The following is a 25,250-nucleotide window of genomic DNA, read 5'->3' on the forward strand; positions in this document are numbered from 1 at the left end:
GGGCTATAGCCAAGCGGTAAGGCAACGGACTTTGACTCCGTCATGCGCTGGTTCGAATCCAGCTAGCCCAGCCATTTTTGCGGAAGTAGTTCAGTGGTAGAATACAACCTTGCCAAGGTTGGGGTCGCGGGTTCGAATCCCGTCTTCCGCTCCAATAAAATTTAATATGGCGGCATAGCCAAGTGGTAAGGCAGAGGTCTGCAAAACCTTTATCACCGGTTCAAATCCGGTTGCCGCCTTTTCTTTTGTGCCGATGTGGCGGAATTGGCAGACGCGCACGACTCAAAATCGTGTTCCTTCTGGAGTGTCGGTTCGACCCCGACCATCGGTATCATGAACGTCGTAAAAAAACTCTATACAATTAGTATAGAGTTTTTTTGTGTTTTCTTTTCATTACATGACAAAATAAGCACAAAAAGTGTACGGTGAGTAAACTGCGAAACATTAAAAGGATAAAAACAAACATTCAATTTTATCCTTTTAATTGCGGTATTCTATAATATGCCCTTCGAGCACTCTAGAGAGAATTTCTCCACCCGGGTGACATGAAGTTAAATCCGACACCACCAGTAGATATTAGTACATGATCAGCTGTTAATTTCGTAATTTCTAAAAACTTCTTTTCAAACTTTTCTCTGTTGTATTTGTACATAGTTGAGTGGCACGACCACATGTGCGTTGAAGTACTCAACCAGTCCCTTAATTCCTTCAATTCAGGAAACGCCTCAAATTGGATTGGTTCATCTAATTTCATGAATCTTACTTGATAGATAGTTGGGTTTAACTCCTCTCCTATTCCTTTAAAAGCATGTAATTTTTTCTCATTTGAATGTGTCATAATTCCCCCTTTACCTTTTCTTCAAATTTTTCCCTATTTTTATTGTACAACAATAGAAAGTAATTATGGGGATATTATGGAAATCGGTATCTGCAATATAAAAAGACTCTAATAGAAATGTTAGAGTCTTTTTTGTTAAATTATATTATGTGATGCTAAAATTCGTAATAAACTTAGGAATTCATGTATAATATAACTTGTCGAAAGAACAAAATGATAGTGATTTATATTATGTCTGTAATATGAATCAAAAATGAACTTTTTATATTTCTTTTAAAAATGTGTTGAACACACATTATATTTCATATTAATATTTTTATGTAGATTTAAAACGAGAAAGAGAGTGGAAAGTATGGGCCGTAAATGGAACAATATTAAAGACAAAAAAGCATCAAAAGATGCAAATACAAGCCGTATATACGCGAAATTTGGACGTGAAATTTATGTGGCGGCAAAACAAGGCGAGCCAGATCCAGAATCAAATCAAGCGCTTAGAGTCGTATTAGAACGTGCGAAAACATACAATGTACCAAGAACAATTATTGATCGTGCAGTTGAAAAAGCAAAAGGCGGTTCAGAGGAAAATTATGACGAGCTTCGTTATGAAGGATTTGGACCAAATGGAGCTATGGTTATTGTAGATACACTTACAAATAACGTAAACCGTACTGCAGCAGATGTACGAGCTGCATTTAGCAAAAACAGTGGTAACATGGGTGTAAACGGTTCTGTAGCTTACATGTTTGATGCGACAGCTGTTATCGGCCTTGAAGGTAAAACATCAGATGAAGTTCTTGAAATTTTAATGGAAGCAGATGTAGATGCACGTGACATTCTAGAAGAAGAAGATGCTGTTATCGTGTATGCTGAACCAGATCAATTCCATTCAGTACAATCTGCACTTAAAGGTGCTGGTGTTGAAGAATTTACAGTTGCAGAATTAACAATGCTTGCACAAAGTGATGTTACACTTCCTGAAGATGCTCAAGTACAATTTGAGAAAATGGTTGATGCATTAGAAGATTTAGAAGATGTACAACAAGTTTACCACAACGTAGACTTAGGAGAGTAATACGATGAAAGCCCCTTTTCGTTTAACGAATAGGGGCTTTTTTTATGAAGTTAATTAAGGTGATGAATTATTAAAGGTATTTTGGTGTAGATAGGGAATATGCTTATAGGGATATATGAAATAACCATTATTTCTAGGAGGCTTAGTATGGAACATAAGACACCAAAGCATATAGTTGCCGTAGCAGGTTATTTAACAAATGAGAAAAATGAAGTGTTATTAACAAAGGTACACTGGCGAGCTGATACGTGGGAAATGCCAGGAGGACAGGTAGAAGAAGGAGAAGCACTCGATCAAGCTGTCTGTAGGGAAATAAAAGAGGAAACAGGGTTAACGGTGAAGCCTATCGGAATTACCGGGGTTTATTATAATGCCTCTATGCACATTCTAGCTGTTGTTTTTAAAGTAGCATATGTGAGTGGCGAAATAAAAATTCAACCTGAAGAAATACAAGAGGCTAAATTTGTTGATTTAAATGAAGAGAACATAGATGAGTATATAACTCGTCCTCATATGAAATCCAGAACGCTTGATGCAATGAGAGCAACACATTGTATTCCGTATGAAACGTGGGAAGTACAGCCATATAATTTAATAGGAAGATTGTAAAGAAAAGAGTAGCTGATTTGAGATACATTCAAATCACTACTCTTTTTTGTATACTGTTTAAGAAAAAGGTCAAAATAATAATAGTGTTAGTATTGATTTATAGAACGTTTGTTCTGTATAATGTATATGTTATATACATTAAGATTACTAGATACTCAAAAGTACATATATTTGTAGATGATATAATTAAAGTATAAAGTGAAAATATAATAGCCTTAAGGCTTACTCTGTTATTGGTTATTCGTGATTGAATATAATCTATATTCAATATTTCAGATGAATAGTAGATAAAAAAGGTCTGTGATACAATACTTTTTTACCCCGCTATTTGCCGGGAACGTGATTGGTGAGGGCTGATTAAAGTTTCACTTTATACCTTACAATGATGTAAGGTACGTGTAAGAGAAATCGATGGGATATTTTTTTACAACAATGTATTCTTAAAGTAAGAGTTATATGCTGTGTGGAAAAGAGGTGTTCAAGATGAAAGAACGAGTATTATCTAGGGTGAACTATCATCAAAAAGTTGCATTAAATCCAATGACTAAACTTTTTTATAAAGCCATTATATTATTATTATTGTTAAGTTGTACGTTATTATTCATTGGAAATGTAATGATTGAGAAAAGTGACATTAGTAAATTACATGTACCGGCTAATTTAGAGGTGCCAGAATCATTAACACATGCATTTATTGCGACAGAAGATAAAAGATTTTATCATCATAACGGTTTAGATTATATAGCAATTATTAGGGCCTCTGTTGAGAATATAAAGGCTGGTGGTGTCGTGCAAGGAGGAAGCACGATTACACAGCAGCTATCTAAAAATGCTTTTTTAACTAATGAGCGTACATTTTCTCGTAAGTGGAAAGAGATTTTTTATACGAAAAAAATTGAACGCACATTTACGAAGGATGAAATTTTAAAATTATATGTAAGTAACATTTATTATGGTGAAGGAGCATGGGGAATTGAAAAAGCAGCAAACCTTTACTTCGGTAAAAAGGTGAACCAATTAACGTTGGCTGAAAGTGCAATGATGGCTGCTGTAGTAAAAGCACCTGCTTATTACTCACCTGCCCAAAATTATGATAAAGCAGTAGAGAGACGAAATGTTGTGTTGAGACTAATGGAGAAAGAAGGCTATATAAGCCATGATGAGTATGTTCAAGCAGTTAGTGAGAAATTAGTAATTCGTCATGATATAAAAATAGAGCAGTCGATGTTAAATAGTGCGCGTAAAAAAGCAGTAAGTTAAGAGAAGTTCCTACAGAGGAGCTTCTTTTTTTGAATAAATTGTGACAAATTGTGACACAATATCGTCACAATTATTGTGTTTTTGTAATTTATGTGAGCGTGTTCATTGCGTGACGTATATAAGTGTTGATATTATGTGTATTGTGTACAATGCTGTATACAGAATATGAATTTAAAGAGGAATGTATATGAAATCAAATAAACTCATGGCTCTTGGTATAGTTTTTTCTATCGCAGTATTGATTGTAATTGGAACAATTGCGTATAGCATCATAAATGACAAGAAAGATAAAGGGAATGAGATGTTTGCTTATTCCACGCAACAATCTTTAGGGAAAGATGATGCTCCAGTTAAGGTAGTTGAATTTGGAGACTTTAAATGTCCTGCTTGTCGTACTTGGGATGTAACAGTATTACCTCGATTAAAAGAAGAGTATATTGATAAAGGCAAAGTGCAGTTATATTTTATTAACTTCCCATTTATCGGAAAAGACTCGGATTTAGGTGCAGCAGCTGGTGAAGCAATTTATAAACAAGATAAAGATTCATTCTGGATTTTCTATGATGAGATTTATCAAAATCAAAAGAAAGATACGGAAGAATGGATTACAGAAGATTTGCTTCTTAGCATTGTGAAAGAGAAACTTCCAAAAGTTGATGTAGAGCAATTTAAGAAAGATTTACACAGTAAAGAAATTACAGAAAAAGTACGTAAAGATTCAGATCGTGCTCAAAAATTAAAAGTTCAAGGTGCTCCTTCAGTATATGTAAACGGAAATCTTGCAAACCCTGATTTCGATAGTATGAAGAAGGCCATTGATAAAGAATTGAAAAAGTGATGAGGTCTCTCATCACTTTTTCGACTTTTTTCGATAAAATTCTTGCCTCTAATTTTTTAACATGCTATACTACTTTACATAAGTTATTCTAATATCTTATATGTAATTCATATTTGCGGGTGTAGTTTAGTGGTAAAACAAGAGCCTTCCAAGCTCTGGTCGAGAGTTCGATTCTCTTCACCCGCTCCAAATTTTATTAAATGTTTTTCTATAAATTGTGATCAACGCAGTGTTTCGTTTCCGAGATAAACGAGGCATTGCGTTTTTTAATGTTTGAAAAATATAATTACATGCGAAAATAGAAGTAAATAATAGTATTCCAAAAGTGAATTACTAACCAATAAAGTCGTTACATAAGGGATGATGGATTCATCTGAGGAGGCGATTAAGAGTGGATTTTGAACAATTAAAGCAAGATGTAATTGCGTATAGTAAAACAATTGGCATAGATAAAATAGGCTTTGCGAGTGCTTCTCCTTTTGAGGAATTAAAGCAGCGCTTAATCCAGCAACAACAATTAAATTATCAATCTGGATTTGAAGAGCCTGATATAGAGAAGAGAACGAATCCGCAACTTTTATTACCGGGTGCTAAATCAATTATTGCGATTGCTTTAGCATATCCTTCAAAATTAAAAAATGCACCATTAAGTAAGCGTGGAGAACGCCGTGGAATTTTTTGCCGTGCTTCTTGGGGACAAGATTATCATCTTGTTTTACGAGATCGTTTGCAAAAATTAGAAGCATATTTAATTGAAAAACTTCCAGATATAGAAGTGAAGTCCATGGTTGATACAGGTGAATTAAGTGATCGAGCTGTATCAGAGCGTGCAGGCATTGGCTGGAGTGGGAAAAACTGTGCTATTATTACACCTGAATTCGGTTCGTACGTATACTTAGGGGAAATGATTACAAATGTTCCATTCCCGCCAGATAAGCCGATAGAAGATCAATGCGGGGGCTGTACGAAATGTATCGATATTTGTCCTACAGGTGCTTTAATACAGGGGGGACAGTTAGATTCGAAGAAGTGTATTGCGTTTTTAACACAGACGAAAGGATTCCTACCTGAAGAATATCGCGATAAAATAGGAAATCGTATATATGGATGTGATACGTGTCAGACTGTTTGCCCGAAAAACAAAGGAATGGATTTTCATAATCATCCTGAGATGGAGCCGGATCCTGAGCTAGTTAAACCATTATTAACGCCACTTTTAACAATTAGTAATCGTGATTTTAAAGAGAAATATGGGATTATGTCAGGGTCATGGAGAGGGAAAAAGCCACTGCAAAGAAATGCGATTTTAGCATTAGCACATTTTAAAGAAGCATCGGCAATTCCTGATTTAATTGGTGTTATGAAAGATGACCCAAGACCGGTATTGCGCGGAACGGCAGCATGGGCACTTGGGAAAATTGGGGGAGATGGAGTAGGCGAAGCGATTGAGAAAGCGATGGAACGTGAGAAAGATGAAGAAGTACTTCATGAAATGAATCGCGGGCTTGAATTGTTAGCACAGAAAAAAGAGTAGATAATATTTCCCTTTTTCATATTGTAATATGGGAGGGAAACGAAATGGCTGTAAAAATGAATATTGAAAAGCAAGTACAACAGTTTTTAGCATATATCACAGAGAAACGAACAGACGTGGATGGTATTGCTGAGGATTTACTACAAATGGCACAGAGAAAGAAACAATTGTTTCAAAGGCGTAGTGCACATATAGTGAAAGCAATTGCGGATGTTTCTTTCATTAGACAATTAAATAGTAATGACCATCAAGAAATTGATTATCAAATACATTTTAAATATTTAATTAAGCATAAAGAATTATTTTATATTGAAGAGGAACAATTAAAACGAAGAGTTTGTTTAAATAATAGTCGGATTATAGGCGATTATGATATTGAAGTGTCAGAAGAAATTAGAATGGGTGAGACATTAGAAAGGGAAATTACGAAAGAGAAGTACGGTTCTTATCAGTATAATCGTTTAGAGGCAGTGAAATATGCAGAGCGTTGGTGGGATGACCGAAATCCTATGTATCGTAATTTCCCTGATAATTGTACGAATTTCATTTCTCAATGTCTTCATACTGGAGAAGTACCTATGAACGGATATCCTAATATTCGTAAAGGATGGTGGCAAAGGGAGAATCAGTGGAGTTGGAGCTGGGCTGTTGCACATTCTTTTTATTGGTATTTGTCAGGTGCTACAACAGGACTTCGAGCAGAGGCGGTAGAGAGGCCAGAAGAACTTATTCTTGGAGATGTAATTGCTTATGATTTCGAGGATGACGGAAGATGGAATCATACGACGATTGTAGTAGCAAAAGATGCAGATGGTATGCCGCTTGTAAATGCACATTCAGCAAATAGCCGTCGACGTTATTGGAACTATGAAGACTCTAGTAAATATACACCACAAATGAAATATAAATTCTTTCATATTATTAATGGGTAGAGATTTTTCGCTCAAGTGGTATAATACGTAGTAGACAAAAAACAGAGGTGAATATCGCGTGGGAGTACATGTTGTTTTATATCAGCCAGAAATTCCAGCAAATACAGGAAATATTGCTCGTACTTGTGCAGCAACTGGAACAGAATTACATTTGATTAGACCGCTTGGATTTTCAACGGATGATAAAATGTTAAAGCGTGCCGGATTAGATTATTGGCAGCACGTGAAAATTACGTATTATGATTCAATTGAAGAATTTTATGAAAAAAATAAAGATGGTGAATTCTTCTATTTAACGAAGTATGGCGAGAAAGCTCATACAGCGTTTGACTATAGCAAGCGCGAGAAGGATTACTATTTTGTATTTGGAAGAGAAACAAACGGCTTACCAGCTAATGTAATCGAAGAAAACTTTGATCATTGTTTACGTATTCCAATGACAGATAAAGTACGTTCATTAAATTTATCTAATACAGCAGCAATTTTAATTTATGAAGCATTCCGTCAACAAAATTACCCTGGATTAGATTTAGAAATCGTTTATTAAAAGTCGCCATATGGCGACTTTTTTTTATAAAATAAAAATAATATGTGATCATACGTTTAAAAGAGAGGACATAATCATATAGAATGGGATATATGATTAAAAATAGATAAGACGGGTTGAGATAAATATGAAGGAAGAATATAGTAATCAAAATACCTTTTTAAGTATGATAGATATGGATTTAATTAGACAAGGGTTATTACATGCTATTCAAGATTTAGTATTTATATTGAAAGTTATTGATGATGAAACGTTTAAATATATGTATGTGAATAAAATAGGAATGGATTATGCTAGGTTAAGCGAAGAGTGCTATGGAAAAACTTTTGCAGAAGTATTACCGAAAGATATAGCGGGGATATTGCAAAGGCAATATGAAAAAGTAGTGAGAGAAGCGAAAGCACACACTTTTTGTGATGTAGTCAAATTACCAAAAGGTGAGATACATTATGAATCTTCACTTAATCCTGTCTGCGATGAAGAAGGAATATGTCAATTTGTTATTTGTATTACAAGAGATATTACAGCTCAAATTGAGGAGAAGACAGAGATAGAGGAAAAACAAATGTTATTTAAGTCGTTACTGGAATATAATAATGACTCAATTATATCTATAGATTCTATAGGGAGAGTTACATATGCAAATCCGGCAACGTATGAAATATTTGGATACCGGTATGAGGAATTAAATAATAAATTTATTTTTGAATTTATTAATAAAGAATATGAAAAAGATTTTCAAATTATATTTAAGGGATCGATGCAAGGAAAAGCAAAACAAATTGTTTCAAAGAAATATGTTCATAAAGAAGGGTACGAGCTATATATTTCTTTGAGAACTATCCCGATTATTGTGAACGGTGAAATTGTTGGAGTGTATATTGTCACGAGAGATGTTACAAGGCAAGTATTAAACGAAATGCGAACAGAATATTTAGCTTACTATGACCAGTTAACAGGATTAATGAATAGAATTTCATGTACAAATAAGTTAAATACTTTTTTAAAAGAGAGTATAAATTTTGCGCTTGTATTTATAGATTTAGATGAGTTTCATCGTATTAATGATACATTTGGTCATAAAGAGGGAGATAAAGTATTACAAAAAGTGACAGAATGTTTAAGCAATCTAAAAATAGAAGGTATGCACTTATTTAGAGAACACGATGATCAATTTGTTATGTTGATAGAAAATATAACGAAAGAATGTGTAGAGGAAGTTGCAAAAAGCATACTGAAAAATATTAGTGAATATTTTGTAATTGAGAAAGAAGATGTATATTTAAGTGCGTCAATTGGAATTGTAATGGCTCCAGCAGATGGAGAAGATGAAAAAATACTATTTCAGAGAGTCGATGCTGCCTTAGAAAAAGCAAAAGACAAAGGAAAAGGACATTATCATTTTTATTGTAGTGGATTAGACTGTGAGCGTGAACAAAGGTTTATAATAGAAAACCAGTTACATCGTGCTATAGAAAAAAATGAATTTTTCTTATATTATCAGCCACAAATTAATATTGAGACGAAAAAAATAGCTAGTATGGAAGCTTTAATAAGGTGGGAGAATAAGGAATTAGGATTTGTTTCTCCAAACCAATTTATTCCGTTGGCAGAAAGAACAGGATTTATTATTAAGCTCGATGAATGGGTAGTAAATCAAGTGTGTCAGCAACTGCGCGAATGGTTAAATAAAGGATATGAAGTGGTCCCAATTGCAGTTAATATTTCAGCTAGACACTTTCGCTCTATTACATTAATAGAGATGATTACACGGGCTTTAAATAAGTACAATGTACCAGCTCATTTATTAGCGATAGAGGTTACAGAAGGAGCTCTTATACATAAAGATATATCGAAGAGAGTGTTACTACAATTAAAAGAAGAAAATTTAAAGATTCATTTAGATGATTTTGGAACAGGTTATTCATCTTTAAGTTACTTAAAAACATATCCAATTGATACTTTAAAAATTGATCGTTCTTTTATGGAAGGTATACATATAGATGAACGTGATACGAATATTACAGCTGCAATTATTCATTTAGCTCATACTTTAGAATTGAATGTAATTGCAGAGGGAGTAGAAAAAAAGGAGCAAATACAGTTTTTGAAAGAAAAGAATGTGAAGCTTGTACAAGGTTATTATTATAGCCGACCACTATCCAAATATGATATGGAAAATATGTATTATAAATAATGCATAAAAAATGATGTGCTAAAAGCACATCATTTTTTATGTGTACCTGGTTTGTCATTGTAACCGGATGTAAAAATCGCTGTAAGAAATGTGAGTGATACACCTAAAATTAATAATAATTTCATACTAATATCCTCCTTACTTTTTTCGGTTCACGAGTTTTATTTATTACCCAAAATGTATGTAAGGTTCTTAGAAGAAAAGAATTTATTTATAATGAATAGCAGTGTAAAAACGTTAATACCTATATTATACAGAATTTTCTTTGAATTTTGGAGAGAATTTTAGCGTGCTATTATATATTTCGTTTTGATTTAAAGAATGTTTAAGGACATCCTAGCATACCTTTTATAATAATCCGATTGAACAAGGAGATGGGGGAGGAGCTATAATGGATATTCTAAAAAAGATTGAACAGCATCGAGCAGCAGAAGAACGTTTACAATGGGAAGGTACGTTTGCGGAGTATTTGGAGCTTGTGAAAGAAAGACCATGGGTGGCTCAAACAGCACACTCTCGCATTTACAATATGATAAAAGATGCCGGAATTGAAGAAGTTGATGGTAGAAGAAAGTATAACTTCTTTAGTAATCAGCTCTTTGGATTAGAGGATGCTCTAGAACGTCTTGTAGAGGAATATTTTCATCCATCTGCAAAACGATTAGATGTTAGAAAAAGAATTTTATTATTAATGGGTCCTGTTAGTGGAGGGAAATCAACGTTAGTTACGATGTTGAAACGAGGATTAGAAACATATTCAAGAACAGATCGCGGAGCAATTTTTGCAATTAAAGGATGCCCAATGCATGAGGATCCACTGCATTTAATTCCACATCATTTACGAGATGATTTCTTTGATGAGTATGGAGTTAGAATTGAAGGGAATTTATCACCACTAAATGTCATGCGTTTAGAGCAAGAATACGGATCAAGAATTGAGGATGTAGTTGTAGAGCGTATTTTCTTCTCTGAAGATCGCCGTACAGGGATTGGTACATTTAGCCCGTCTGATCCAAAATCACAGGATATTGCAGATTTAACAGGTAGTCTGGACTTTTCTACGATTGCAGAATATGGTTCAGAATCAGATCCCCGTGCGTATCGATTTGATGGAGAATTAAATAAGGCAAACCGAGGAATGATGGAGTTCCAAGAGATGTTAAAATGCGATGAGAAGTTTTTATGGCACTTATTATCGCTTACGCAAGAAGGGAATTTCAAAGCGGGAAGATTTGCGCTTATTTCAGCAGATGAATTAATTGTAGCACATACGAATGAAACAGAGTATCGCTCATTTATAGCAAATAAGAAAAATGAAGCATTACACTCAAGAATTATTGTAATGCCAGTTCCTTATAATTTACGAGTAAGTGAAGAAGAACATATTTATGAAAAAATGATTCGTGAAAGTGATGTGTCGAATGTTCACATTGCACCACATACACTTCGCGTTGCAGCAATGTTCACTATTTTAACTCGTTTAAAAGATCCGAAGCGTCCGGATATTGATTTAATTAAAAAGATGCGTTTGTATGATGGAGAAACGGTAGAAGGTTATAATGCGATTGATGTAGAAGAATTACAACGCGAATATCAAGATGAAGGTATGAAGGGTATTGATCCTCGTTATGTCATTAACCGAATTTCGTCTACAATCATTCGAAAAGAGGTACCATCTATTAACGCGTTAGATGTACTTAGATCTTTAAAAGATGGGCTGGATCAGCATCCATCGATTAGTAATGAAGACCGTGAACGTTATATGAATTTCATCTCATTAGCGAGAAAAGAATACGATGAAATCGCGAAGAAAGAAGTACAAAAAGCGTTTGTTTATTCATATGAAGAATCAGCTAAGACGCTTATGGATAATTACTTAGATAACGTCGAGGCGTACTGCAATAAATCGAAATTACGTGATCCGTTAACAGGGGAAGAAATGAGTCCAGATGAAAAACTAATGCGCTCAATTGAAGAGCAAATTGGAATTTCAGAAAATGCTAAGAAAGCATTCCGTGAAGAGATTTTAATTCGCATTTCTGCTTATGCCCGTAAAGGAAAACGCTTTGATTATAATTCACATGAACGTCTTCGTGAAGCGATTCAGAAAAAACTATTTGCTGATTTAAAAGATATAGTGAAAATTACAACATCAACGAAAACACCGGACGAAAATCAGCTTAAGAAAATCAATGATGTTGTTGCACGTTTAATTGATGAGCATGGCTATAATTCTTCTTCAGCAAATGAATTACTACGCTATGTAGGTAGCTTGTTAAACCGATAGTTTGATAACAAAACGCTGTCTCTTGTATTTTGCGGGACAGCGTTTTATTATCCGTTCATATGTGTGTAAAGTGTCATACCTTGTCCAAATGTAATAAATTAAGATGCAATTTCATGAATTTATTGTCAATTATTTTTACAATATGCATATGATAGAGTAACCAACCATTCATACGAAAAAAGCCAACACAATACAATATGTTGCAAAGTAAAAATGTGTGCAACAATGCATTGTGTTTCTTTCTTATCAGTGGCTGAATATTTCTTTCTATTATGTGAGTGGCAAAATTTTGTTTAGGATGCTCGGGGTATTGTATGAAAAACGTTATAAATGTTTATGGGATGATTTTCTATGGGCAGTTACCTTTCAAATATTCTAGCTTGCACATTACAGAACAAAATTTGTAGCTTGCTGTTCATACAGGAAGACAATTACAGTAAGGAGGGAAAGGAATGGGCGAAGAAAATCAACCAAATTATACGATTTCACAGGAAAACTGGTCCCTCCATCGCAAAGGATATGACGACCAACAGCGCCATCAAGAAAAAGTACAAGAGGCAATTAAGAATAATTTACCCGATCTTGTAACAGAAGAAAGTATAGTTATGTCTAATGGCAAGGATGTTGTAAAAATACCAATTCGTTCTCTAGATGAATATAAGATTAGATACAATTATGATAAAAATAAACATGTTGGGCAAGGAAACGGTGACAGCAAAGTTGGTGATGTCGTTGCGAGAGATGGATCAGGTGGTCAAAAACAAAAAGGGCCAGGAAAAGGGCAAGGAGCAGGAGATGCAGCTGGGGAAGATTACTATGAAGCTGAAGTCTCTATTTTAGAATTAGAGCAAGCGTTTTTCAGAGAGTTAGAGCTGCCTAATTTAAAGAGAAAAGAAATAGATGAAAACCGGATTGAACATGTTGAATTTAATGACATTAGAAAAACAGGATTATGGGGAAATATCGATAAGAAACGAACAATGATATCCGCATATAAACGAAATGCGATGCGTGGTAAAGCATCTTTCCATCCAATTCATCAAGAAGATTTAAAGTTCCGTACTTGGAATGAAGTATTAAAGCCAGATTCAAAGGCTGTTGTGTTAGCGATGATGGATACGAGTGGATCGATGGGAATGTGGGAGAAGTATATGGCACGTAGTTTCTTTTTCTGGATGACAAGATTTTTACGCACAAAGTATGAAACAGTTGATATTGAATTTATTGCTCATCATACAGAAGCGAAAGTCGTTACAGAAGAAGAATTTTTTTCAAAAGGAGAAAGCGGTGGAACAATCTGCTCCTCCGTATACAAAAAAGCACTCGAGCTAATCGATAATAAATATTCACCAGACCGCTATAATATTTATCCATTCCATTTTTCAGATGGTGATAATTTAACATCAGATAATGCTAGATGTGTAAAGCTTGTGGAAGAATTAATGAAGAAATGTAATATGTTTGGATATGGGGAAGTGAACCAGTATAACCGCCACAGTACACTCATGTCAGCCTATAAAAATATTAAAGATGAAAACTTTAGATACTATATTTTAAAGCAAAAAGCAGACGTATTTCATGCGATGAAAAGCTTTTTTAGAGAAGAATCAGGTGAGAAAATGGCATAACCTCTTTTAAAGAGGTTCTTTTTTTGTAAACTTTTTATTTTTTCAGTTGACAATGATAATGAAAATCATTATCATTTATTCGAGAAATGATTACATTTCGAATTATATATTTCAGAGGAGATGTAAAGTTGAAACAAAATAAAAGAAAACGTATAAATGCAATGATTATAGTGGCGACGTTATCACTTCCGTTTGCTGTTTATTCAACACCTGCTTTAGCGGCAGTAGCAATTGAGACGAATAAAACGGGACAAGGTTTAGAAGATGGTACATATGACGCTGTTATTAAGGCGTATAAAGATAAAACGAATGAAGAGTCTATGGCAGCTGTTTATATAAAGGATCCGAAACTAACAATTGAGAATGGAAAGAAAATTGTAACAGCAACGTTAAGTGATAGTGATTTCTTTCAATACTTGAAAACAGAGGATATTCATACTCCAGGTGTGTTTCATGATGTGAAAGTAATATCAGAAGATAAAAAGAAAAATGGAACGAAAGTGATTCAATTTGAAGTAGGGGAATTAGGAAAAAGGTATAATATGCGAATGCATATTTATATTCCAACAATGGCCTATGACAATAAGTACCAAGTACAGTTTGAAGTAAATACATTGAATTTAGAGAACAATGTTCCAGAAAAACAAAAGGAAAATAAAGAGGATAAAGTGGATCAACAAGATGAAATTGGAAATGTAATAGTAGATAAGCAACTACAAAGGCATATTAATAAATATAATTTGAATAGAGAAAATCTAGATACCCCAATAACTAAGGAAGATTTATTAAAAGTTAAATCTTTAATAGTCGTTGAAGCTAAAAATAAAGGAATACAAGACGTAAGCGGTCTAGAATATATGACGAACTTAGAAAACTTAAAGTTGGAAGAAGTTAAGTTAAAAAATATAAAATTTATCTCGGAATTGAGACAATTAAAATCATTAAGTATAACCTATGGTGAACTTGAAGATATTGGACCTTTGGCTGAGTTAGAGCATATTGAGTTTTTAACTTTGAGAAACAATAAAATCTCAGATTTAAGCCCATTAAGCCAAATGAAGAAGATTAAAATGCTAGATTTAAATAGTAATTATATAAAAGATATTAAACCATTATTTACAGTGAAATCTTTAAGGACTTTGACTGTGGCAAATAATCAAATTAGTAATGATAACCTTGCTGGAATTGAGCAATTGAAAAATGTAAAAAACTTATCTTTAAGTAACAATGGACTTACGAATATTGAACATATTACATCAATGAAAAAATTAGTAGAGTTAGATCTTGCTAAAAATGAATTAGAAAACATCGAACCTTTATCAAGATTATCTACTGTACAATCACTTAATTTAGAAGAAAACTATATTTCAGATATAACGCCACTTAGTCACTTAACAGACTTATATGATTTAAAGCTAGGTTCAAATGAAATTCGTGATGTTAGACCTGTTCAAGAGCTAGGAAAAAGAATATATATCGATATTCAAAGACAAAAAATCTTTTTAGATAATGTAGAAAAAGATAAGGAAGTTAAAATACCTATCTATAATTTACAAGGAGAGCCACTTGATACTATTCAATTGAAGAGTGAAGATGGGATAGTTAATAATGGTTCTGTTAAATGGGGGACTACTGGTGAAAAAACATACGAATTTACGTTGGATATAAAGCCAGAAGAGAATCGTATTAAGTTTAATGGAACAGTAATTCAAAATGTTGTTGAAAGATTAGACGAAATCAAGGAAACAATAAAAGAGGATAATGAACAAAAGGAAAATGTAATTCTCGATAAAACTTTACAACAACATATTAATAAAGAGAATTTAGGTAGAGAGAATTTAAACGCTTCTATTACAAAAAAAGATTTATTACAGATTAAAAAATTAGAGATACTTAAAGAAAATGGAAATGAGATAAAAAATATAACAGGTTTAGAGTACATGACGAACTTAGAAAAACTCACTTTAGAAGGAGTAGGCCTGAAAAATATTGAGTTCATCTCAAACTTGAAACAATTGAATAATGTGAATGTATCTCATAATCAAATTGAAGATATAACACCACTATCTTCATTGGAAAATTTACAGTGGTTAAATCTTGCGGACAATCATATTAAAGATGTAACGGTTATTGGTTCCATGCTAAACTTATTTAGCTTAAATTTAGCTGGAAATGAGATTCGTGATGTAAGGCCGTTAATACAATTAGGTCAGTGGTTTACAATTGATGTTGGAAGACAAAATATCATTTTAAATGATGCAAAAATAAACGAAGAAATTCAAGTTCCTGTATATGATTTAGAAGGAGAAAGTATTGAAAATATTCAATTGGTAAGTGAGGGAGGGACGTTTAATAACGGAGTAATAAAATGGAGTACCCCAGGTGAAAAGGTGTATAAATTTGATTTAGATTCTGATGAAATTAGCATAAGGTTTAACGGAACAGTAATACAGAATATAGTGGAAAAAGAAGAAGAAAAAGAGCCGGTAAAAGAAATTGAAGAAACAAAAGAAGAAGTGAAAGAACCGGTAAAAGAAGTTGAAGAAGCGAAAGAAGAAGTAAAAGAACCGGTAAAAGAAGTTGAAGAAGCGAAAGAAGAAGTAAAAGAACCGGTAAAAGAAGTTGAAGGTACACAAGAAGAAGTGAAAGAACCGGTAAAAGAAGCGAAAGAAGAAGTAAAAGAGCCAACAAAAGAAGTTGAAGAAACAAAAGAAGAAGTGAAAGAACCGGTAAAAGAAGTTGAAGAAGCGAAAGAAGAAGTAAAAGAGCCGGTAAAAGAAGTTGAAGAAACAAAAGAAGAAGTGAAAGAACCAACAAAAGAAGTTGAAGAAGCGAAAGAAGAAGTAAAAGAGCCAACGAAAGAAGTTGAAGAAGCGAAAGAGGAAGTGGACGAGCCAACAACAGGAGTTGAAGGATCGAAAGCGGAGGTAAAAGAAACAGGAAAAGAAATTGAAGGTTCAAAAGACGCGGTAAATCAATCAGCAGTAGTCCAAGAACAAAACGTGAATAATCAAGTTGTGAAAGAAAATAAACAAGCTGTTAATAAGCAAGAAGAAAGTAAGAAATCATTAGGAGCAACAGGTGGACAAGAGAATACATCAACATTACTTTCAGGCATAGCGTTAGTTCTTTCAGCACTGAGTATGTTTGTATTTAGAAAGAGATTATTTAAGAAATAAAAAACGTTTTATCTTATTATAACGTAAGATGATTATATGAGTTTTTGAGAAGACATTATCATGGCGATTTCATTTTGAAATATGCTTATGGTGATGTCTTTTTTAGAAGGATATAAATGGAAAAGGTGTGAATATATTAGTGAAGGAGGAGAGGTTATGTATGTCAGTTCTATTTTGAAAATTGAAGAGGTGGCAGCATTTATTGCGAATATGAATAAAGATGCTACTCATCATGTTGGCTATTGTGGAGATGAGAAAGAGGAGTTGTTACAGACAATTATTCATGATTTTTCAGATATAGGCTGGGAACAATCTTTTGTTGCTACTTATGAGAATAATAATTTAATAGGTTTATTAGGATTTGATGTGGATGAAGTAAAGAAATGTGCAGAGATATGGGGACCGTTTATTATCGCAGAGAATTGGGAAGAAGTTGCTTTACATATGTGGAAGGAACTTATAGAAAAGGTGCCTTTTCATATTGAGAGATTTTATGGTTTTTATCATGTGGAAAATAATAATTGTGCCCGTTTAATGAGGAATTTACATGCAAAAGAACAAGGTCGACATAGTATTCTCGTTTTAAATAATATTGTGGAGCACCGTATTATATGTAATGTAGAAGAGGCTTTACCACAAGTGTTTGAGCAGTTTATCGCTTTACACAATCATGTATTTTCTAATACGTATTATGACGGAAACGAAATTATTGAACGTTTAAGTAATACGAATAAATTATTTGTAAGTATGAAGAATGATAAGTTAGAAGGTTATGTATATGTGGAAGTAAATCCAGAGTTTCAAGAAGCGAATATTGAATTTATTGCAACCGCTGAAAATAGTAGAAGAAAAGGTGTCGGAGAGCGGATATTACAAGGGGCAATTCAGTATATTTTCTCCTTCCAAGGGATGAGAGAGACAGTACTATGTTTGAATACGAATAATGATCGTGCGATGAAATTGTACAAGAAAGTAGGTTTTGAGGAAAAAGCATGTTTACAACACTATATAATAGAGTGAAAAACCCATTCATATGAAAATGATATTTCATATGAATGGGTTTTATTACGGATTTAAAAGTAATTTGAGGTGCCAATTGTTACATAACTTTTTTTATTTTTTGAGATACTTCTTTCGTTTGCGAATTAACATCTTCTTTTCGCAGCTCTTTAAAGAGCGAAGTAACCATAAGAACGACTACGATAGAAAATGGTAGTGCTGCGATTATAGCTGCAATTTGTAGTGCATTTAATCCTCCAGCTTGTAATAAAAGAGCTGCAATGATCGCGATTGTTAATCCCCATATAAGTTTTAAACTATTTTTCGGTGATAAGCTTCCGTTACTCGTTTGCATGGAAACAACAAATGTTGCTGAATCAGCAGAAGTAACGAAAAATGTGGCTACTAAAATTAACCCGATAATCGTTAAAAATGTAGAGAATGGTAGATGTGAAATAACAGCAAATAATCCAATCTCTGTACCATTTTTTGCAATTTCATCAGCTATTCCAAGCAATTGGAACATTTCCATATGAATTGCGGTACCACCAAATACTGCAAACCAAAATGTACAGATAAGAGTTGGGACTAATACAACTCCAAAAATAAATTCTTTTATTGTACGCCCTTTAGAAATACGTGCGATAAATGTGCCGACGAATGGAGACCAAGAAATCCACCATCCCCAATAGAAAATAGTCCAGTTTTCAATCCAAGAAGAAGATTTTTCATTAAATGCTCCTAAATTTAATCCCATACTAGGCAAAGCTCCAATATAAGAACCGAGTGTAGATGTGAAATATTTCATAATAAATACGGTTGGCCCTAAAAGTAAGAAAGAGATGAGTAAAATACCTGCAAGAGAGAAATTCAAGTTACTCAAATATTTAATCCCACGATCTAAGCCAGTTTGTGCACTTGTTAAATATAAAACAGCGAAGATAGCTATAAGTACGAGCTGGGTAAGTAAAGTGTTATAAATGGAAGGGAATAAATAGCTTAATCCTCCAGCAATTTGTTGAGCACCAATCCCAACAGATGGTACAATGCCAAACACTGTGGCTAAAACAGCTAAAATATCAACTGTTTTTCCGATACGAGAATTTTTCGATCGATTAAATAATGGAGTAACTGTAGCCCCGATAGTGCTACCTTTTTGTTTGCGGAATGTGAAATATGCAATTGTTAAAGCGACCATTGCGTATAGTGACCACGGAAAGAGTCCCCAGTGGAAAAATGAATATTGCATAGCGAGTTTGGCGCTTTCTTCTGTACCTGCTTTTCCTGTTAATGGATCTGTAAAATGTGAAATCGGTTCAGCGATTCCATAAAAGAGGAGTCCAATTCCCATTCCTGCCCCAAACAACATGGATAGCCAAGATGGATAATTATATTTTGGCTTTTCTCCATCTTTACCAAGACGAATAGAACCGTACTTAGAAAATGCTAAATAAGCAGCCAAAATAATCATTGTAGTCATAAGTAGAGAGTAAAACCACCCAAATTTATTGAGGATAAATGAGTTTAAAGAAGATGTAACACTTTGTAAATCGTAGCCTTGTATCCAACTTGCTGGGGTAATTCCCCATATAATGAATAATGTTGTTAGCAAGAAGGAGATATAAAATACACTGTTTTCTTTTTTTATCATAGAATCCCACCCTTATTTAATAAAGTTAACAATTATAATAATCATAACAATTAAGTTTTTAATTGTCAAAAAATTTCCTTTTTATAATGTGAAAGGATGCAATTTGTTTTAGGTAGGTAAAGAGCAATGTGTTCACGATATGTACAAATTATAGGAAGAAATAATATGAAATATTGCATTTTATATTGTTACATCCGGATTTTATGTTAAATTCTTGAATGGAATATTAAAATAGGGGGCAAGGATATGAACAAGAAATCAAAGATCAATAAAGTGATGCTTAGCATTAGTACAATGGCTTTATCGTTAGGCGCACTTCAAACTCATGCAGCAGCGGAAGAAAAAGTACCGTATAACGTGTTGAAAACGAAACCGGTTGGAATTGAAAAGTCGGTAGATGAAGTTGGACATATTTCAAAAGTTGATGAAACTTTATCATTTCAAGAACGTTTAAAAGTAGGAGATTTTTCACAGCGACCAGCATCTATTACGAAGAAAACTGCAGTAAAGCAAGTTAAAGAAAGCTATTCAATGGCTGATTTAAACAAAATGAATGATCAAGAATTGGTTGAAACGTTAGGCAGTATTAAGTGGCACCAAATTACAGACTTATTTCAGTTTAATGAAGATGCAAAGGCTTTTTATAAAGATAAAGGAAAAATGCAAGTCATTATAGATGAATTAGCTCATAGAGGTAGTACATTTACAAAAGATGATTCAAAAGGAATTCAAACGTTTACTGAAGTGTTGCGTTCAGCTTTTTATCTTGCATTTTATAATAGTGAATTAAGCGACTTAAATGAAAGAAGCTTCCAGGATAAATGTTTACCTGCTTTAAAAGCAATCGCAAAAAATCCAAACTTTAAGCTTGGTACAGTTGAACAAGATACAGTCGTATCTGCATACGGTAAATTAATTAGTAATGCTTCAAGCGATGTTGAAACGGTTCAATACGCATCGAATATTTTAAAGCAATACAATGATAATTATACTACTTATGTAAATGATCGAATGAAGGGACAAGCAATATACGATATTATGCAAGGTATTGACTATGATATACAGTCGTACTTAACTGAGGCTCGTAAAGAAGCGAATGAAACGATGTGGTATGGAAAAGTAGATGGGTTTATTAATGAAATAAATCGTATTGCTCTTCTAAATGAAGTAACGTCAGAAAATAAATGGCTCGTTAATAATGGCATTTATTTTGCTAGCCGTTTAGGGAAGTTTCATAGCAATCCAAATAAAGGATTAGAGGTTGTTACACAAGCGATGCATATGTACCCGCGCTTAAGTGAACCTTATTTTGTTGCGGTAGAACAAATTACAACAAATTATAATGGTAAAGATTATAGTGGGAATACAGTAGATTTAGAGAAAATACGTAAAGAAGGAAAAGAGCAATACTTACCAAAAACGTATACATTCGACGATGGATCAATTGTGTTCAAAACAGGAGATAAAGTATCAGAAGAAAAAATTAAGAGACTATATTGGGCTGCGAAGGAAGTAAAGGCACAGTATCACCGTGTAATTGGAAATGACAAAGCGTTAGAGCCAGGAAATGCGGATGATGTATTAACGATCGTAATTTATAATAGTCCAGATGAATATCAGTTAAATAGACAATTGTATGGATATGAAACAAACAACGGTGGAATTTATATTGAAGAGACAGGAACATTCTTTACATATGAGCGTACGCCAGAGCAAAGTATTTATAGTTTAGAAGAGTTATTCCGTCATGAATTTACTCATTATCTGCAAGGGAGATATGAAGTTCCTGGTTTATTTGGAAGAGGAGATATGTATCAAAATGAAAGGCTAACTTGGTTCCAAGAAGGAAATGCAGAGTTTTTCGCAGGATCTACTCGTACGAATAACGTTGTACCAAGAAAGAGTATAATTAGCGGATTATCATCTGATCCTGCAAGCCGTTATACAGCAGAGCGTACACTATTTGCTAAATACGGTTCTTGGGATTTCTATAATTACTCGTTCGCATTGCAGTCTTATTTATATACGCATCAGTTTGAAACATTTGATAAAATTCAAGATTTGATTCGTGCGAATGACGTGAAAAATTATGATGCATATCGTGAAAATCTAAGTAAAGATCCTAAGTTAAATAAAGAGTATCAAGAGTATATGCAGCAGTTAATTGATAATCAAGATACATACACTGTACCAGAAGTAGCTGATGATTATTTAGCTGAACATGCAACGAAGTCATTAGGAGCGGTGAAGAAAGAAATTAGTGATACGTTGCCTATGAAAGATACAAAAATGACAAAACATAATTCTCAATTCTTTAATACATTTACATTAGAAGGTACGTATACAGGTAGTGTCACAAAAGGTGAATCAGAAGATTGGAAAGAAATGAGTAAAAGAGTAAATGAATCTTTAGAACAATTGGCGCAAAAAGAATGGAGTGGCTACAAAACTGTTACAGCATACTTTGTCAATTATCGTGTGAATAGCTCAAATGAATTTGAATATGATGTAGTCTTCCATGGAATCGCAAAAGATGATGGAGAAAATAAAGCTCCAACGGTTAATATAAATGGCCCTTATAATGGTCTTGTAAAAGAGGGAATTCAATTTAAAAGTGATGGCTCAAGCGATGAAGATGGAAAAATTGCTTCTTATTTATGGGAATTTGGAGATGGAAGCACAAGTGCAGAAGTGAATCCAGTACATGTATATGAAAGAGAAGGTTCTTATAAAGTATCGTTAAGAGTAAAAGATGATAAGGGAAAAGAGAGCAGAAGCGAAACAACTGTTACGATTAAAGATGGAAGTTTAACAGAATCAGAACCAAATAATCGTCCAGAGGAAGCAAATCGTATCGGGCTAAATAGTACTATAAAAGGTAGTCTTATTGGTGGGGACCACACTGATGTTTATACATTTAATGTAGCATCAGCGAAAGATATCGACATTTCTGTTTTAAATGAGTATGGAATTGGGATGACATGGGTACTTCACCATGAATCAGATATGCAAAATTATGCGGCTTACGGTCAAGCTAATGGGAATCATATAGAAGCAAAATTTAATGCAAAACCAGGTAAGTATTACTTGTATGTATATAAATATGATAATGGCGATGGAACATACGAATTGTCAGTAAAATAAGCGCTTTTCCAATGTATGTTTAACTTTACTTTTTGTGGAAAATAGTATATTATATAGATATATAATATATCGGTTATTTTCTAGGAGGAGCCTGTCACAATAGGTTTCTCCTGTTCTTTTTTAGAGGCCTGTCTTACAGGCTTTTATTTAAAAGGGAAATGACTGAAAATTAAGAATGATAATCTTTGAAAGAGGTGGGGCATACACATAACAAAAAAGGGATTGTTTAAGAGAGGGGGATAAGAAATGGCTTTGTTTGGTTATCCACTTGAAACAATTTATTTATATGGATTTATTATTGCTACTATACTCACTGTTATTTATATCTTTTTTGGAGATATATTTGAATCGATATTTAGTTTTGGGGGCGGATCTGTATCCGTTGTTACTTTATTACTTAGTTTTTTCGCCATGTTATGTGGACTTAGTTATATAGGAGAATATTTATTTTCCTTTAATAGCATTCTTATTTTTGGGGCTGCATTTGCTATATCTTTTATCGGTGTTTTCATCATGAAAATACTAATTTTAAAACCGATTGCAGAAGCAGAACAAAATACCGTACAACGTATGGATGAATTTATCGGTTGTAAAGGAGAAGTCATTACGACAATTCCTACAGAAGGATTTGGTGAAGTATTAATTTCATCCCAATTTGGAAGTAATGCAATCCCAGCTAAAACTGTTGGAAAAAAAGATATTTCGCAAGGAACAGAGGTTATTATCGAGGGAGTCCAAGATGGTGTTTTACTTGTACAAAACATCGCTTATTCTTTAAAGAAACCAAAATTATAAGGGGGAATTTACATGACGATTCCATTAATTATCGGTGGAGTTTTACTCGCAATTTTAATTCTACTCATTTTAGTATTTATTACGAAGTATCGTACGGTTGGTCCGGATGAAGCGTTAATTGTTACAGGGAACTGGCTTGGTGGAGGAAAGAATGTAGTTACCACTGATGATGGAAAGAAGATTAAGATTATTCGCGGGGGCGGTACTTTCGTAGTTCCAATTATGCAAAGAGCAGAGCCTTTAAGCTTATTAAACTATAAATTAGAAGTTGGTACACGTGATACGTATACGAAACAAGGTGTACCGATCACAGTAAACGGTGTTTCTATTATTAAAGTGGGATCAACAATTGAAGAAGTTTCCACAGCAGCTGAACAATATTTAGGAAAAGAAACAGAAGAGTTAAAAATAGAAGCAAAAGAAGTTTTAGAAGGGCATCTCCGTGCTATCTTATCTTCTATGACAGTAGAAGATGCGTATAGTAATAGAGAGCAATTTGCTCAAAAGGTACATGAAGTAGCTTCTACAGATTTAAAGAAGATGGGACTTCGCATTGTTTCTTTCACAATTAAAGAAATAATGGATAAAAACGGATACTTAGATGCGCTTGGTCAGCCCCAAATTGCGACAGTTAAGCGTGATGCAACAATTGCGAATGCAGAGCGTGAAAAAGAAGCACGTATTGAAAAAGCCCGTGCTGAAAAAGAGGCAAAAGAAGCAGAATATCAACGTGATGCACAAATCGCTGAAGCTGAAAAACATAAAGAATTAAAAGTACAGTCTTATAAGAGAGAACAAGAACAAGCGCGTGCAGATGCGGATCTTTCTTACGAATTACAACAAGCGAAAGCACAACAAGGTGTTACAGAAGAGCAAATGCGCGTTAAAATCATTGAGCGTGAAAAGCAAATTGAGTTAGAAGAAAAAGAAATTGCGCGTCGTGAAAAGCAATATGATGCAGAAGTTAAGAAAAAAGCCGATGCAGATCGCTATGCTGTTGAGCAATCAGCGGAAGCAGAAAAAGTAAAACAAATTAAAAAAGCCGATGCGGATCAATATAAGATTGAAGCAGAAGCGAGAGCACGTGCAGAAGAAGTACGTGTAGAAGGTTTAGCGAAGGCGGAAATTGAAAAAGCACAAGGTCAAGCGAAAGCGGAAGTACAAAAAGCGCAAGGTACAGCAGAGGCAGATGTTATTAGATTAAAAGGTTTAGCAGAAGCAGAAGCGAAACAAAAAATCGCAGAAGCATTTGAATTATATGGTCAAGCGGCAATTATGGATATGGTTCTTAAAATGCTTCCAAGTTATGCGAAGGAACTTGCAAGTCCGCTTAGTAATATTGATAAAATCACAGTTGTCGATACAGGCGGCGGTGGTAAAAATAGCGGGGCCGGAAAAGTTGCGGGTTATGCGACTGATTTAATGGCAACGATGCAAGAAACGTTAAAAGCTTCTTCTGGCATTGACTTAAAAGAGCTATTAGAAGGATTTGCAGGAAAAGGAGCGGTACAACAATTATCAAGCGATAAACCTGTTGTATCTGTAGTAGAAGATGAGAAAAAAGAAGTAGAAAAAGAATAGTAAGGTGAAAAGAACCTCTAGTAAGTGAAATACTAGAGGTTCTCCTATGAATTATAATATTTCGAATAATATACATTTTTATACATTGTTTTAATTATTTAATTTATATAGAATGAAAAAGATATGTATCAATTCTTTAGATGTATAAAAAGATAGAGA

17 protein-coding genes and 4 tRNA genes are annotated in these 25,250 nt (G+C 33.8%); 19 read left to right on the forward strand and 2 right to left on the reverse strand.

The window, feature by feature from the left end; all coding sequences use genetic code 11:
* Positions 1 to 79: 79 nt before the first annotated feature.
* The 3 genes from AC1Q8L_RS25860 (at position 80) to AC1Q8L_RS25870 (ending at position 331) form a co-directional block, all read left to right on the forward strand.
* A tRNA-Gly gene (locus AC1Q8L_RS25860) sits at positions 80 to 154 on the forward strand.
* Between the two features lie 14 nt (positions 155 to 168).
* Positions 169 to 239, forward strand: a tRNA-Cys gene (locus tag AC1Q8L_RS25865).
* 10 nt (positions 240 to 249) lie between these two features.
* A tRNA-Leu gene (locus AC1Q8L_RS25870) sits at positions 250 to 331 on the forward strand.
* A gap of 186 nt (positions 332 to 517) precedes the next feature.
* On the opposite strand, the gene AC1Q8L_RS25875 is transcribed toward AC1Q8L_RS25870, so the two are convergent.
* The gene (locus tag AC1Q8L_RS25875; protein WP_000149819.1) at positions 518 to 838 is read right to left on the reverse strand and encodes a DUF3884 family protein; all 321 of its coding nucleotides are present in this window, start codon (positions 836 to 838) and stop codon (positions 518 to 520) included.
* Positions 839 to 1,190: 352 nt separating this feature from the next.
* On the opposite strand from AC1Q8L_RS25875, the gene AC1Q8L_RS25880 reads away from it, so the two are divergent.
* From AC1Q8L_RS25880 to AC1Q8L_RS25940, 13 genes are all read left to right on the forward strand, one after another.
* Positions 1,191 to 1,910 (forward strand): YebC/PmpR family DNA-binding transcriptional regulator, encoded by a 720-nt coding sequence (locus AC1Q8L_RS25880; RefSeq protein WP_000532949.1) that lies wholly within the window; start codon positions 1,191 to 1,193, stop codon positions 1,908 to 1,910.
* Positions 1,911 to 2,057: 147 nt separating this feature from the next.
* On the forward strand, positions 2,058 to 2,519 hold the full coding sequence (locus AC1Q8L_RS25885; RefSeq protein ID WP_000400463.1) for an NUDIX hydrolase: 462 nt from the start codon (positions 2,058 to 2,060) through the stop codon (positions 2,517 to 2,519).
* A 483-nt stretch (positions 2,520 to 3,002) separates the two neighbouring features.
* On the forward strand, positions 3,003 to 3,779 hold the full coding sequence (locus AC1Q8L_RS25890; RefSeq protein WP_000664716.1) for a transglycosylase domain-containing protein: 777 nt from the start codon (positions 3,003 to 3,005) through the stop codon (positions 3,777 to 3,779).
* A 187-nt stretch (positions 3,780 to 3,966) separates the two neighbouring features.
* A complete protein-coding gene (locus tag AC1Q8L_RS25895; RefSeq protein ID WP_000841308.1) occupies positions 3,967 to 4,617 on the forward strand; it encodes a DsbA family protein in 651 nt (216 codons plus the stop codon).
* Positions 4,618 to 4,732: 115 nt separating this feature from the next.
* Positions 4,733 to 4,806 (forward strand) — tRNA-Gly (locus AC1Q8L_RS25900).
* 202 nt (positions 4,807 to 5,008) lie between these two features.
* A complete protein-coding gene (gene queG, locus AC1Q8L_RS25905) occupies positions 5,009 to 6,151 on the forward strand; it encodes a tRNA epoxyqueuosine(34) reductase QueG (RefSeq protein WP_000345209.1) in 1,143 nt (380 codons plus the stop codon).
* Between the two features lie 44 nt (positions 6,152 to 6,195).
* Positions 6,196 to 7,083, forward strand: a complete 888-nt coding sequence (locus AC1Q8L_RS25910; RefSeq protein ID WP_000279322.1) for an amidase domain-containing protein — start codon at positions 6,196 to 6,198, stop codon at positions 7,081 to 7,083.
* A 58-nt stretch (positions 7,084 to 7,141) separates the two neighbouring features.
* Positions 7,142 to 7,630 carry a tRNA (uridine(34)/cytosine(34)/5-carboxymethylaminomethyluridine(34)-2'-O)-methyltransferase TrmL gene (gene trmL / locus AC1Q8L_RS25915; protein WP_000538147.1) on the forward strand — a complete coding sequence of 163 codons (489 nt, stop codon included), beginning with the start codon at positions 7,142 to 7,144 and terminating at the stop codon, positions 7,628 to 7,630.
* Positions 7,631 to 7,757: 127 nt separating this feature from the next.
* The gene (locus AC1Q8L_RS25920) at positions 7,758 to 9,827 is read left to right on the forward strand and encodes a sensor domain-containing protein (RefSeq protein ID WP_000657161.1); all 2,070 of its coding nucleotides are present in this window, start codon (positions 7,758 to 7,760) and stop codon (positions 9,825 to 9,827) included.
* 391 nt (positions 9,828 to 10,218) lie between these two features.
* Positions 10,219 to 12,114 carry a PrkA family serine protein kinase gene (locus AC1Q8L_RS25925; protein ID WP_000353273.1) on the forward strand — a complete coding sequence of 632 codons (1,896 nt, stop codon included), beginning with the start codon at positions 10,219 to 10,221 and terminating at the stop codon, positions 12,112 to 12,114.
* A 452-nt stretch (positions 12,115 to 12,566) separates the two neighbouring features.
* Positions 12,567 to 13,742 carry a sporulation protein YhbH gene (yhbH, locus tag AC1Q8L_RS25930; protein ID WP_000503516.1) on the forward strand — a complete coding sequence of 392 codons (1,176 nt, stop codon included), beginning with the start codon at positions 12,567 to 12,569 and terminating at the stop codon, positions 13,740 to 13,742.
* Between the two features lie 128 nt (positions 13,743 to 13,870).
* Positions 13,871 to 16,921, forward strand: a complete 3,051-nt coding sequence (locus tag AC1Q8L_RS25935) for an NEAT domain-containing protein (protein WP_000812466.1) — start codon at positions 13,871 to 13,873, stop codon at positions 16,919 to 16,921.
* Positions 16,922 to 17,077: 156 nt separating this feature from the next.
* Entirely contained in the window at positions 17,078 to 17,941 is an 864-nt protein-coding gene (locus AC1Q8L_RS25940) for a GNAT family N-acetyltransferase (RefSeq protein WP_000289530.1), read from the forward strand.
* A gap of 79 nt (positions 17,942 to 18,020) precedes the next feature.
* On the opposite strand, the gene opuD is transcribed toward AC1Q8L_RS25940, so the two are convergent.
* Positions 18,021 to 19,571, reverse strand: coding sequence for a glycine betaine transporter OpuD (gene opuD / locus AC1Q8L_RS25945; protein WP_025118071.1), 1,551 nt, complete (start codon positions 19,569 to 19,571; stop codon positions 18,021 to 18,023).
* A gap of 246 nt (positions 19,572 to 19,817) precedes the next feature.
* Here opuD and colA point away from each other — a divergent pair, with 246 nt between their 5' ends.
* The 3 genes from colA to floT all read left to right on the forward strand — a co-directional run bounded on the left by colA (position 19,818) and on the right by floT (position 25,091).
* Positions 19,818 to 22,715 carry a collagenase ColA gene (colA, locus tag AC1Q8L_RS25950; protein WP_001036411.1) on the forward strand — a complete coding sequence of 966 codons (2,898 nt, stop codon included), beginning with the start codon at positions 19,818 to 19,820 and terminating at the stop codon, positions 22,713 to 22,715.
* A gap of 246 nt (positions 22,716 to 22,961) precedes the next feature.
* Positions 22,962 to 23,510, forward strand: a complete 549-nt coding sequence (locus tag AC1Q8L_RS25955) for an NfeD family protein (RefSeq protein WP_001173144.1) — start codon at positions 22,962 to 22,964, stop codon at positions 23,508 to 23,510.
* Positions 23,511 to 23,522: 12 nt separating this feature from the next.
* Entirely contained in the window at positions 23,523 to 25,091 is a 1,569-nt protein-coding gene (floT, locus tag AC1Q8L_RS25960; protein ID WP_000155000.1) for a flotillin lipid rafts scaffold protein FloT, read from the forward strand.
* Positions 25,092 to 25,250 lie beyond the last annotated feature (159 nt).

It is taken from the genome of Bacillus sp. GW823-FHT06A11 (assembly GCF_058795355.1).